Annotated in this window: 7 protein-coding genes; 3 read left to right on the top strand and 4 right to left on the bottom strand. The window is 70.5% G+C overall.

Annotation, left to right across the window (positions count from 1 at the left end; genetic code table 11):
- Positions 1–1,022, bottom strand: a 1,022-nt coding sequence (locus VI238_RS07245; protein ID WP_331649957.1) for a GTPase, incomplete at its 3' end; no start/stop codon positions are given.
- Between the two features lie 129 nt (positions 1,023–1,151).
- On the opposite strand from VI238_RS07245, the gene VI238_RS07240 reads away from it, so the two are divergent.
- From VI238_RS07240 to VI238_RS07230, 3 genes are all read left to right on the top strand, one after another.
- Positions 1,152–4,715, top strand: a complete 3,564-nt coding sequence (locus tag VI238_RS07240) for a hybrid sensor histidine kinase/response regulator (protein WP_331649955.1) — start codon at positions 1,152–1,154, stop codon at positions 4,713–4,715.
- Between the two features lie 310 nt (positions 4,716–5,025).
- The gene (locus VI238_RS07235; protein WP_331649954.1) at positions 5,026–8,232 is read left to right on the top strand and encodes a proprotein convertase P-domain-containing protein; all 3,207 of its coding nucleotides are present in this window, start codon (positions 5,026–5,028) and stop codon (positions 8,230–8,232) included.
- A gap of 194 nt (positions 8,233–8,426) precedes the next feature.
- Complete coding sequence (locus VI238_RS07230; RefSeq protein ID WP_331649952.1) at positions 8,427–9,446, top strand: alpha/beta hydrolase; 1,020 nt, start codon at positions 8,427–8,429, stop codon at positions 9,444–9,446.
- Here the strand turns inward: VI238_RS07230 and VI238_RS07225 are convergent.
- From VI238_RS07225 to VI238_RS07215, 3 genes are all read right to left on the bottom strand, one after another.
- Positions 9,436–9,906: a metallophosphoesterase family protein gene (locus VI238_RS07225; RefSeq protein WP_331649950.1), complete on the bottom strand. Its 471-nt coding sequence runs from the start codon at positions 9,904–9,906 to the stop codon at positions 9,436–9,438. The two genes, VI238_RS07230 and VI238_RS07225, sit on opposite strands and share 11 nt — an antisense overlap.
- Before the next feature lie 145 nt (positions 9,907–10,051).
- Positions 10,052–10,471 (bottom strand): hypothetical protein, encoded by a 420-nt coding sequence (locus VI238_RS07220; protein WP_331649948.1) that lies wholly within the window; start codon positions 10,469–10,471, stop codon positions 10,052–10,054.
- A 228-nt stretch (positions 10,472–10,699) separates the two neighbouring features.
- On the bottom strand, positions 10,700–13,291 hold the full coding sequence (locus VI238_RS07215; RefSeq protein ID WP_331649946.1) for a glycosyltransferase: 2,592 nt from the start codon (positions 13,289–13,291) through the stop codon (positions 10,700–10,702).
- Between the last annotated feature and the right edge of the window lie 167 nt (positions 13,292–13,458).

Here is a 13,458-nt window from a genome sequence, read left to right as displayed (position 1 = left end):
GCGGACTCGCGCTCGGCCGCTTCACGCGCAAGCGCATCGCCGCGCCGGCCGACCTCGGCGAGCACGGCCGCCTCGCGAGCGGGCTCGAGCGCGTCGGTGCCGCGCGCGACGATCGCGGCGAGGACCTCGAGCAGCGGCGCGACGTCGGCCGCACGTTCGCGTTCGACCTTCTCGCGGCGGCCGTCGGCAAGCATGCGCTCGTAACGTTCGCTGCCGCCGGCGCTGATCGCGACGATCGCGCGCGCGTGCGCCGCGTAGCGCGCGCGGAAGCGGTCGAGCAGCGCCGCCCGCTGCGCGTCGTCGTAGAGATCGGCCTTGTTGAGGGCGAGCACGAGCGGCTTGCCGAATCCCGCGAGCCAACGCAGCTCGACGTCCTGCGCGCGCGTGAGGTCCGACGCCGCGAGGTAGACGACCGCGTGCGCGCGCAGCGCCTCGTCGCGCGCGAGCTGCTCGTGCACGACGCCGTCGACTTCGGCCGTGCCCGGGACGTCGGCGAGGACGAGCTCCCGCCCGTCGGCGAGGCGGCCGCGATGGTGGGCGACGTGGCGCGTGGTACCGCCGCGCACGTCGATCGCGGGCGCGGCGTCGGGCGCGAGCGCGCGGATCAGGCTCGACTTGCCGGTCGAGATCTCGCCGAACAGCGCGACGTAAAGTTCGCCGCTCGCGCGCCGGCGGTCGAGCTCGACGAGCTCCGCTTCGAGCGCCGCGGTTTCGACCGCGCGCTCGCGCAGGCGTGCGATGCGCGTATCGACCTCGGCGCGCGACACCGGCGGCGCCGCGGGCGCCGCGGCGGGATGGCGGGCCGGCCGCGCGAGGCGCCAGAGCAGCCAGCCGAACGCGCCCGCGAACGCGACCGCGGCGACGAGCAGCGGGATGCGCAGCCACAGCGGCAAGTCGACGAGGCGCTGGTAGAACTCGAGCACGCCGTTGAGCGTCATCACGACGAGGCCGAGCAACAGCGCCGCGCCGAGCGCGAGGGCGGCGAACAGCACGAGGCGCAGGGGCAGGCGGGTCCGCGGCATCGGCGCATCGTACCGGCTTCGGCGTGCGGCCGACGAACCGGGCGACGGCGCCGGGACCCCGCGGCCCGGGCGCGCGTCCACTTTGGGATTTGGCCGCCGCGCATGGCAGTATCGGCTTGGGAGGGGTCGATGCACCGTTCGTTTCGCCGGTTGACCGCATGCCTGTTCGGGGTCGCGTGGCTCGTCGTCGCGCGCGCGGCGCCGCCGCCCGCCGCGCCACAGTTCGTGCCGCTCGGCGTCGCCGACGGCGTGCCGTCGAGCCTCGTCTACAAGGTCGTGCAGGATCACGACGGTTTCATCTGGATCGGCACGCAGGACGGACTCGCGCGCTACGACGGCGTCGGGTTCCGCGTCTACCGCCACGACCCGGGCGATCCCGCCTCGCTCGCCTCGAACGACGTCTCCGCGCTGCTGGTCGATCGCGACGGCCGGCTCTGGTGCGGCGGGGAGGCGTCGGGCCTCAATCGCCTCGAGGCCGACGGCCACACGTTCACGCATTGGGAGCATCGCCCGAACGATTTGACCACGCTCGGCAGCAACGACCTGTTCTCGATCGAGCAGGACGCGTCGGGCGCGATCTGGGTCGGCACCTATCTCGGCGGCCTCAACCGCCTCGAGCCCGACGGCCGCTTCACGCACGTCGACCACGATGCCGAGGACGCGGCGAGCCTGCGTTCGAGCAATGTGTACGCGTTGCTCGGCGATGCGCGCGGCCGCTTGTGGATCGGCACCGACGAAGGCCTCGACGTGCGCGACGCGCAGGGCCGCCTCGTTCACGTCGAGCTGCCGCCGATGAGCGGCCGGCCCGGTCCGCCGATCATCATGAGTTTCCTCGCCGAAGCGGACGGCAGCATGCTCGTCGGCACGCGCAAGGGCCTGTTCCGCGTCGACGGCGAGCTGCGCTTCCGCGAGGAGCTCGCGTCGGCGACGCCGGCGCTGATGGTGTCGGCGCTCGCGCGCGACGGCGACGGCGCGCTCTGGATCGGCCAGCTCACCGGCATCGCGCGGCTCGACGCGCGCGGCCTCACGCGCTACAGCACCGAGGAGGCCGCGCCGGGCGCGTATCCGGGCACGCGCACGATGGACATCCTGCGCGATCGCGAAGGCGGCCTCTGGTTCGCGGTCCACGACGGCGGCATCGCGCGACTGCCGCCGCACTGGAGCAATTTCGCCGCGTTCCGCCATGCTCCGGGCGATGCGACCACGTTGACGCGCGCGCGCGTCAAGGCGATCGCGCTCGACGGCGCGCGCGCGGCGTGGGTCGCGAGCGGCAGCGACGGCGTCGACCGCATCGACCGCGCGAGCGGCGTGCTCGAGCGCTGGGGCGGGCGCCTGCACCTGCCGAACAAGCGCATCGAGGCGCTGCTCGCCGACGACCGCCATCTCTGGGTCGGGCAGCGCACCGAGCTGCGCCGCTACGCGCTCGACACGCTCGCGGCGACGGAATTCCCGGTCGATGTCGCGCGCGCGGACACGTTGCCGCAGGGTACGGTCGACCAGCTCGCGCGCGCGGGCGACGGCAGCGTCTGGGTGGGCGTCCTCGGCGGCGGCATCGCGCGCATCGCGGGCGAACCGCCGCGCGTGGTGCGCCGCTACACGCCGGCCACGCACGATCTGGGCGACGCCGACATCACGGCGCTCGCGCTCGATCCGCACGGCGACCCGTGGATCGCGACCGCGAGCGGCGTGGAGCGGCACGTGCCCGGGTCCGACGTGTTCGAATCGGTCGCGGGCGGACCGAAGGAGCGCGTCCACGCGCTCGCTTTCGCGCCGGACGGCACGCTCTGGCTGCACCGCCTCGGCATGCTCGAGAGCTACGCCGTCGGCGACGGCACGATGCTCGTGCAGCAGCGTTTCGATGCGGCCAAGGGCTGGCCGACCCTGCAGGCGCATGCGCTCGCGGTGGCGGATGACGGCACGCTCTGGGTGACCTCGCCGCGCGGGCTCTGGCGCATCGACCCGGTGCGCAAGCAGATCCGCCGCTTCGACGCGCGCGACGGACTGCCGAGCCAGGAGTTCATCGCGGGTGCGCTCGCCAGGGCGGACGACGGCACTCTGTTCGGCGGCACGCTCGGCGGTCTCGTCGCGTTCGACCCGGCCGCTCTGCGCTTCGATGCGCCGCCGCCGCGGCTGATCGTCACCGGGCTCGACGTGCAGCGCGGCGGCGCGACCGTGGCGCTCGATGCGGCCGAGCCGATCGAACTGCAGCGCGGCGACGTCGACCTGCACGTGGTCGCGCGCGCGCTGAGCTACGCCAATCCGTCCGCGAACCGTTATCGGTTCCAGTTGGCCGGTTTCGACCAGGACTGGATCGAGAGCGACCGCGGCGAGCGCATCTGGTCGCAGCTTCCGGCGGGCGAGTACCGCCTGCGCATCGGCGCGACGAGCGCGGCGGGCGTCGGCGTCGAGCTCGCGCCGCCGCTCGCCGTGCGCGTCGCGCGCGCGCCGTGGGCAACGCCGGCGGCGTACCTCGTCTACCTGCTGGTCGCGGTCGCGGTCGCGCTGCTCGTGCTGCGCGCCTATCGCCAGCGCGTGCGCCGCCGCCATGCGCTCGCGCTCGGCGAGGAGCGCCGCCGCGCGGCCGAACAGGTCGCGGAGGCGAAGTCGACCTTCCTCGCGACGATGGGCCACGAGATCCGCACGCCGATGACGGGCGTGCTTGGCATGAGCGAGCTGCTGCTCGGCACGTCGCTCGACGCGCGCCAGCGCGGCTATGCGCAGGCGATCCACCAGTCCGGGCAGATGCTGCTGCGACTCGTCAACGACAGCCTCGACATCGCGCGCATCGACGCCGGCAAGTTCGTGCTCGAGGACCATCCGTTCGATCCGGTCGCGCTCGGACGCGAAGTGGTGGACCTCGAACAGCCGGTCGCGCACGCGAAAGGCGTCGCGCTCGTCCTGCGCGTCGCCGAAGCCGTGCCCGAAAAGGTATGGGGCGATGCGTTGCGCATCCGCCAGGTCCTGCTCAACCTGCTCAGCAACGCGCTCAAGTTCACCGAGCAGGGGCAGGTCGAACTCGCGCTCATGCGTTACGGCGACCGCTTGCGCTTCCGCGTGTCCGACACCGGTCCTGGCATGGCGGAGGAACTCCAGGCGCGGCTGTTCAACCGCTTCGAGCAGGCTGAAGGCGTCACGCGGCGGCACGGCGGCAGCGGCCTCGGCCTCGCGATCTGCCGCGAACTGACCGTGCTCATGGGAGGCACGATCGCGGTCAGCAGCCGCCTCGGCGAAGGCACGACCTTCGATGTCGACCTGCCGATCTACGAAGTGCCGGCCGAAACGGGGCGCGCCGCGGCACCGGCCGCGGCTGCGCCGCCGCCGGTCGCGCTCGACATCCTGCTCGTCGAAGACGACGAGACCGTCGCCGAAGTCGTCGCCGGCCTGCTCGGCCGCCTCGGCCACCGCGCCGTGCACGTCGCCAACGGACTCGCCGCACTCGCCGCCTTCGAAACGAGCCGCTACGACCTCGCCCTCGTCGACCTCGACCTGCCCGGCATCGACGGCCTGCAGCTCGCGCGGTTGCTGCGTTCGCGCGGGTGGGGCGACCTGCCGCTCGTCGCGGTCACCGCGCGCTCGGTCGGCGACGAGGAGGCGAAGATCCGTGCCGCCGGCATGGATGCGCTCCTGCGCAAGCCGATGACGAGCGCGATGCTCGCGGAAGCGATTGCGGTCGCCGGCGCTGCACGGCGCTGATCCGTCCATGCGTCGCCGTATCGTCGCGGCGCACGCCCCGCGTCGTGCGCTGCCCCTTGCCGCGGACGTCCCGGCGGACTAGAGTCATCCTCTGGACGGATGTGACGTTGAATCTCTGGAACCAGTTCCGGCGGGTCCGCGTGACCGGCCGGTGTCGCTGCTAGGGGGCCATCACAACAGTTCAAGCGCGGCGCGCGCCTTGGCCGCGCGTGCCCTTGCGTGTGCTTGGGCACGAGGGGTGCCGGACTGCGGTCCGGCCAGTGACGAAGATCCGCATCGGGTGTAGCCGGTGTCATTCGGGGAGAGATCCATGACGTTGTTGAAGCACTGTCGTTTGGCGAGTGCGACGTTTGTCGTGCTCGGGCTGGCCTGGTCGGCCAGCGTCGTGGCCGCGGGGCCGCGCACGAAGGAAGAGCAGCTCGCAGGGAAGATGCAAGTCGGCGTGTCGTACCAGAACGACACCTCCTTGCCGCTCTACATCATGGCCACCAACTGGCGTGAGCACGACATGGAAGAGGCCGCGAACGAGGCGGCCGAGAACCCCGCGTGGGGCTTCCCGAAGCAGCACGTGGACAGCGTCGACCCGATCGTGCAGCACGCGATGTCGCCGGTTTCGCTGATGCCGCTGCCGATCCTCAACTTCGACGGCCAGCCGAACGGCTGCGGTTGCGCCCCGCCCGACACCAACGGCGAGGTCGGCGCGACGCAGTACGTGCAGATGACCAACGGCGGCGTGCAGATCTTCGACAAGACCACCGGTGCCTCCGTGCTCGGTCCGGTCAGCACGGGTTCGTTCTGGGCCGGCTTCGGTGGCGTCTGCGAGACCGCGGGCAACGGCGACCCGATCGTGCTGTACGACCAGATCGCGCAGCGCTGGGTGATCAGCCAGTTCGCCGGTCCGAACATCACCGACGAGTGCATCGCGGTGTCGACGACGCCCGACGCGACGGGCACCTACAACCGCTACGGCTTCCACCTCGGGTCGGACTTCTACGACTACCCGCACATCGGCGTGTGGCCCGACGGCTACTACATGAGCGACAACGTGTTCGACGGCACGACGCAGGCCTACAAGGGCCCGCAGCCGTTCGCGTTCGATCGCGCCAAGATGCTGACCGGTGCGCCGGCCACGTTCGTGACGACGGCAGGCCCGCTCGGCTCGAGCTTCGCGCCGATGCTGCCCGCCGATCTCGACGGTTCGCAGCTGCCGCCCGCGGGCGCGCCCAATCCGTTCGTGCTGTTCCCCGATTCGGGCAAGTACGACACCTACCGCTTCCACGTCGACTTCGCGACGCCGGCGAATTCCACCTTCACGCTCGTGCCGGGCAGCCCGACGGCCGCCGGCTTCACGGCGCTCTGCACCGGCACGCGCGCGTGCGTACCGCAGCTCGGCGGCACCGGCGCGAACGCGCTCGATGCGATCGCCGATCGCCTCATGTTCCGCCTCGCGTATCGCAACTTCGGTAGCCATGAGTCGCTCGTCGGCAACTTCACGGTGAGCTCGAGCAGCGTCGCGGGCATCCGCTGGTTCGAACTGCGCAACGCCACCAGTGGCACGCCGACCGTGTTCCAGGAGAGCACCTACCAGCCGGATACGACCTGGCGCTGGATGGGCAGCACGGCGATGGATGCGAACGGCAACATCGCGCTCGGTTACAGCGCGTCGAGTGCGGCGATCAATCCGCAGCTGCGTTATGCGGGCCGCCTCGCGGGCGATCCGCTCAACACGCTGCCGCAGGCCGAAGCGCACCTCTTCGACGGCGGCGGCAGCCAGACCGGCACCGGCAACCGCTGGGGCGACTACAGCGACCTCACGGTCGACCCGGTCGACGACTGCACGTTCTGGTTCACGAGCGAGTACTACGCGGCGAACGGCCAGTTCGCGTGGAAGACGCGCATCGGCAACTTCAAGTTCCCGAGCTGCAGCCTCGCGCCCGGCTTCAGCCTGAGCCCGACGCCGGCCAGCGTGTCGGTGTGCGCGGGTACACCGGCGGCGTACTCGGTCGCGGTCGGCTCCGTGTCGGGCTTCACCAACGCGGTCACTCTCGCGCTCGCGGGCAACCCGGCGCCGAGCAGCGGCACCTTCACGCCGAACCCGGTCACGCCGGGCGGCGCGAGCGCGCTGTCGATCAACACCACGGGCGTCGCCTCGGGTACGTACCCGATGACGATCAACGGCACCGCTTCGGGCGCGTCGAACCAGTCGGCCAGCATCAACATGACCGTGTTCGCGGCCGTGCCGGGAGCGCCGTCTCTGACCGCGCCCGCGAACGGCAGCAATGGGGTGGCGCTGCGTCCGACGTTCACGTGGTCGGGCAGCAACACCGAGTCGTACCAGATCGACGTCGCGACCGATGCCGGCTTCGGCTCGATCGTGCTGACGCAGACGGTGACGGGCACGACCTTCACGCCCGCGACCGACCTGTCCGGCAACACGACGTACTACTGGCGCGTGACGCCGTCCAATGGCTGCGGTGCGGGTACGGTCTCGCCGACCTTCAGCTTCACGACGGCGAACCTCATCTGCCGCAACCCGGCGCTCGCGATCACCGACAACAGTCCGGCGGGCGTCAACGACACGCTCGTCGTGACCGATCCGTCCGGCGCGACGCTGACCGACCTCAAGCTCGTCATCAAGGCGACGCACACCTGGGTCGGCGACCTCAAGTTCACCTTGAGCAAGTCGCCGGGCACGTCGACCGTCATCGACCGTCCGGGCTTTACGGGTTCGGGCTTCGGCTGCAGTGGCGACAACGTCGACGTCATCATCGACGACACCGCGGGCACGCTGGTCGAGAGCCAGTGCAACGCGACGCCGCCGGCGCTGTCGGGCAACGTCAAGCCGAACAATCCGCTCGCGACCGCGTTCAACGGCCAGACCCTCGCCGGCACCTGGACGCTCAACGTGTCCGACAATGCGAGCGGCGACACCGGGTCGCTGACCCAGTGGTGCCTCGTGCCCGCGACGAGCGGCGGCACGACGTACACGGTCGGCGGCACGGTCGGCGGCCTCAGCGGCAGCGGTCTCGTGCTCTCGCTCAACGCGGGTGCGCAGACCCTGCCGGTCGCGGCCAACGGTGCGTTCACGTTCCCGACCGGCATCGCCGACGGCGCGGCCTACTCGGTCACGGTCGGCACGCAGCCGACCGGCCAGACCTGCTCGGTCGCGAACGGCAGCGGCACGGTCTCGGGTGCGAACGTCACGAACGTGGCGGTGACGTGCGCGAGCAGCACCTACTCGGTCGGCGGCACCGTCAGCGGCCTGCTCGGTGACAGCGTCACGCTGTCGCTCAACGGCAGCGAGAGCCTGCCGGTGGCCAGCGACGGTTCGTTCACCTTCGCGACGATGCTCAACGACGGTGCGTCCTACGCCGTCACCGTGCAGACGCAGCCGGCCTCGCCGCCGGAACTGTGCACGGTCAGCAACGGCAGCGGCACGATCGCCGGTGCGAACGTGACGTCGGTGCAGGTGAGCTGCCTCGATCGCATCTTCGCGAGCGGCTTCGAATCGCCTTGATGAAAGCAGGAGGTCGCTCCCCGTCCAGGCGGAGGAGCGACCCGTTCTCCGGAACTTGCGGCCCCGTATCCCGGGGCCGTTTTTTTTTGAATGCTCGTGTACCGCCGTGAGTTCGGGCGCGGTCGCGCGTATCACCCCGTATCCGGCGTATCGCCATCGCGCGAGCGCCGCGCTTCGACCAGACGGGGGTACTCATGCACACGTGGTTCAAACGCGCGGCGATCGCCGCGATCGGGGCGATCGCCCTGTGGATCGGCGTCGCACTCGCGCTGGTCGCTGCACCGGCACCGGCATTCCGTTCGACCCCGTTCCCGATCGCCGCTCGCGGGACTCCGACCTGCTCGCGATCGCCGGACACCGCCTGCTACACCGCACGCGACGGCACGGTCCTGCACGCGCTGCGCGAGGGCGCGCCGAGCGACACGATCGTGCTGTTGCTGCACGGCGTGATGAGTGACGCGGACGCGATGCGGCCTGCAGCGATCGCGCTGCACGCGAAGACGGGCGCGACCGTGCTCAGCCTGGACCTGCGCGGCCACGGTACGTCGGGCGGCGCGTTCGGCGACATCGCCTACCCCGGGCAGTACGAGGACGACGTCGCCGATGTCGTCGCCACGCTGCGCGAGGAGGCGCCGCGCGCGCGCGTGCTGCTCGCGGGCCATTCGATGGGCGGCGGCATCGCCGTGCGCTACGCGGCGCGCGCCGCCGTGCCCGCGGTGGACGGCTATCTTCTGTATGCCCCGCACCTCGGCGAGCATGCTCCGACCACCCGGCACGACGCCGCCGCCGCGGCGGGAGCCGAGGTGCCGATCAAGCTGAGCCTGCAGCGCACGATCGGATTGCTCATGCTCGGCGCCGTGGGCATGCATGGCTTGGACGGACTCGGCACCCTGTACTTCAACGTCTCGCGCGGCGACGGGCCGATGCACTACAGCTTCCGCGCGATGACCGGCTGCGCTCCGGACGATTACGCCGCGGCGCTGCGCGCCGACGACGCGCCGTTGCTGATCGTCGCGGGCGGAGCGGACGAAGCGTTCGACGCATCGGGTTATCCCGCCGCGGCCCGGCTGCACGCGAATGGCGAGGCGCTCGTCGTCGACGGCGTCGGCCACGACGGCATCCTCACCGATACCGCCGCACTCGACGCGATCGACCGCTGGCTGCGTACGCGGGTCGGCCGCTCCGCACCGGCAGCGGGGCGGTTCACGCCGTGAGGTCGTCGAGTTCGACGATGCGCGCCGACGCGACGTCGCCGTCGACGTGCAATTCGCCGAGTGCAATCGGCAGGCGGAAGCGTCGCCGCCCCGCGCTGCCGGGATTCACCTGCAGGATGCCGTCGCGTCGTGCGATCGATGGCCGGTGCGAGTGGCCGCTCACGATCACGCGCGCGTCGGTCGCGCGCGGGTCGATCGCGAGGCAGGCCAGGTCGTGCAGGAGATGGATGCGAACGCCGTCGAAGACGACGTCGATGCTCGCCGGCAGCGCATCGGCCCAATCGCCATGGTCGTTGTTGCCGCGCACCGCGGTGAGCGGCGCGATGCGCGCGAGCCCGGTGAGGATCGCCGGATCGCCGACGTCGCCCGCGTGCAGGATGTGATCGCAGCCGCGCAGGAACGCGAGTGCCTGCGGGCGCAGCAGGCCGTGCGTGTCGGAGATCAGGCCGATGCGCTTCATCGCAACGCGCGGGCAGCCGGGACGCACCGCACGGCCGCATCGCGCTGGACGCGCGGCTGCGTCGCGGGGTCCCGATGGCGAACGGCTGCGGGAGCCGAACGCGTGCGTTCCGGCAATCGGCTCGGGTTCGCGGCGAAGGCCGCCATCATCGCCGCGGCGGCCTCACCGCCGTCGCCTTCTTCGCACGCGGCGGGCGCGACGGCCCGCTGCGTGCGGACTTCGGCGCCCGCCCCGCGCAAGCCTGCTGCAACAGTTCGCGCAGCGCGCTGCGCGTGATGCGCTCGAGCCGGACGAGGACGGCCGGATAGCCGTCGTAATGCGGCTCGGTGAAGAACACCTGCGGTTCGGCGAGCAGCAGCATCTCCTTCGCGTCGAGGTCGGCCACGCGTACGGCGAGCACGCCGTGGTTCACGACGCGCGGCTTGCGCGGATGGATGCGCTCGCGCCACGGCCAGGCGATGCCCTTGTACGTGTCGCCGTGGCGCACGGAGAACACGAGCGGACCGTCCTCGCGCGTGTCGGGCAGCGCGAGCGCGAGCGTGCGGACGTCGTCGTGGGTGACCATCGCCGGCGGACCTCCCCGCAGGGCCGGGTTCCGAGTCTACGCCGCTTCGGTTCGCGGCAGGAGCGGTTCGGTTCGCGCCAAAGCGCACCACGCCATTGCCCTCGAAGGGTGTCCCTCCTGGCCCGCCGCATGCGCCCGGATGGGCAGCGCCGGATTCCGCTGCGGAGCCGCGATGCCTTGTTGATGGCACGCAAGGAGCACCGCGGCTTCCACCGTTGCCACGCGAGCTCAGCCGACCGCGTCGCCCGAGCGGTGTGCGACCCACGCGCCGACGAGTGCCGATGCGTACGGGATCGCCTGCGCGGCGAGGATCGCGATCCACAACCGGCCCTCGACGTAGTTGATGCCCGACGAATTGATCATGCCGACCACGCAGGCGACCAGCGCGAGGAACAGCAACAACTCTTCGCTGACCGACGTGAACGGATTCGGCTTCTTGCCGATGCGGCGGCTCTTCGCGGTGCGGATGAACTCGCCCTTCTTGCGCCAGAGGCCCTCGAAGATGCCGCGCGCGATCGCGTGCGAGAGGCTCATGCTCGCGACCGATGCAGCGATCGTGTCCTTCCACGAACACGGCACGCGCACGCGGTAAAGGATGATGCCGAACGCGGCCTTGAACACGAAGAAGCCGATCAGCGGCACGAGGAACAGGTACATCGGCAGCGTGAACCAGCGCGGCGCGAGCACCATGCCGAGCGTCCACAGCATCGCCATGAGGGTGAACACGAGGTGCAGCGCGTCGCCGAACCAGGAGAACCAGCCGGTGAGAAAGTGGAAGCGCTGGCCGCGCGTGAGCGTGGACGCCTTCGAAGTCATCCAGTCCCAGCGCGCCTTCATGATCTGCATCGCGCCGAACGCCCAGCGGTAGCGCTGCGACTTGTACGCCTTGAAGTCGGCCGGGGTGAGGCCCTTGCCCATGAGTTCGTCGACGTAGACGAGCTCGTAGCCCGCCTTCATGAGGCGCAGGCCGAGTTCGGCGTCCTCGCAGATCGTCCACTCCGACCACGCGCCGGTGTTCGCGAGCACATCCTTGCGCACCATCGTCATCGTGCCGTGCTGGATGATCGCGTTGCGCTCGTTGCGATGGTGCATGCCGATGCGGAAGAAGCCGTCGTATTCCCAGTTGGTCATGCGGCGGAACGGATTGTGCTCCCACTCGCGGTGCGCCTGCGGGCACTGCACCACGGCGACCTTCGGGTCGGCGAAATAGCCGGTCAGCGCGCGCAGCCAGTCGGCACGGACTTCGTAGTCGGCGTCGACGACCGCGACGACCTCGGCGCGCCGATCGGTGACTTCGAGCCCGTAGTTGAGCGCGCCGGCCTTGAATCCGGGCCACGGCTCGAGGTGGTAGAAACGGAACCTCGAGCCGAGTCTCGCGCAATGCGCCTCGACCGGCTTCCACACCTCCGGGTTCTTCGTGTTGTTGTCGAGGACGATGACCTCGTAATTCTCGTAGTCGAGCGCGGCGAGCGAGTCGAGCGTGAGGATCACCATCTCGGGCGGCTCGTTGTAGCAGGCGAGGTGGATCGACACGAACGGCTGCGGATCGCCCGGCTGCGGCGTCAGCGGGCGGAACTCGCGCAGCCAGCGCGGGCGCCACAGCACTTCGGTGAACTCGAAGCCGTTGATGAGCAGGATCAGGATGATCGCGAGCTGCGCGGGGAACAGCAGCAACAGCATCCCCCAATCCAGCGGATCGAGGTAGAAGTCGTACGGGAGCGTCGCCATCCACACGAGGATCGACGCGCTGAGCTGGATCAGCGCGAGGAAGAACGCGATGCCCATCGCGCGGAAGCGGATGAAGTGGCGCGCGAACCAGAACATCGGCAGCAGCGCGATCAGCGACGCGAGGCCGGCCTTCCACGGCCAGATCGGGTCCTCGATCACCGTGCCGGTGAACGAGAATTTCGGCTGGCGGCTCGCGTTGAACACGCCCCAGTACGCCTCGACGCGACCGCCGATGCCTTCCTTCCACGGCTGGTCGATCGCTTCCATCACGTAGTAGTCGATCTTCTCGCGCGCGGCGACGTTGAACCAGTCGCGCAGGAAGTGCGCCTCGTCCGCGAGCGAAGGCTGCGCGTACTCGCGGCGATTGCCGTTCGACGGCCAGCCGACCTCGCCGATCACGATCGGCTTGTCCGGGAACAGCTTCTGCAGCTCGCGGTACTGGCCGAGCACGAAGCCGACCGCGTCCTTGCGCGGCACGCGTTCCCAGTACGGCAGGATGTGCACGGTGATGAAGTCGACGTGCTGCGCGAGCTCCGGATGGCGCTGCCAGGTGTCGAGCGGTTCGGCCGTCGACACGGGTACCTTGAGCTGGGCACGCGCCCGATCGAGGTAGCCGATCAGCGCCTTCACGCTCGTGTCGCCGCGCAGGATCACCTCGTTGCCGACGATCACGCGATCGATGTTGTCGTTCTTGCGCACGACCGCGATCAGCGCGGCGAGCTCGCGTTCGTTGCGCTCGGCGCGACCTTCGATCCACGCGCCGGCCATCACGTGCAGGCCGTAGAACCTCGCGATGCGCGGGATCTGCGGATTCTCGGCCGTCGAATACGTGCGGATGCGCTTCGTGTACTGCGACAGCATGCGGATGTCGCTGTCGAGCTCCGCTTCGCTCGGGAAGATGAGCTTGGTCGGGTCCTGGTAGCGTTGCGACGGGTTGTAGGCGAAGCCGGCGACGTCGCCGCGCCAGTCGGCGATGTGCACCGGCCGGTTGAGGAAGCCCCACAGCCCGATGTTGAGCGCCGCGACGACGAGGGTCAGGGCGAGCGCGCGCCAGAACGACTTGCGCACGACGGGAGGCGGGGTGGCGTTCAAAGAGGGTCTCGACTTCGACAAAAACGGGCGCAAAACGCGTTGCAGCATAGCGGAACGCCGCGCGCGGCCTCAACGAGGGGACGCGCGGGATGGCGGCGCACCGCCGCCTTTCGGGGGTGTCGCGCGCCGCGGGGGCGCCGGCGCCGGGCACGCATCGCCGCGCCCCT

Origin of the sequence: Dokdonella sp. (assembly GCF_036518555.1) — a bacterium.
GTDB lineage: Bacteria > Pseudomonadota > Gammaproteobacteria > Xanthomonadales > Rhodanobacteraceae > Dokdonella_A.
Note: the sequence above shows the minus strand (reverse complement) of the source record. Positions and strands in the feature narration are given on the sequence as shown.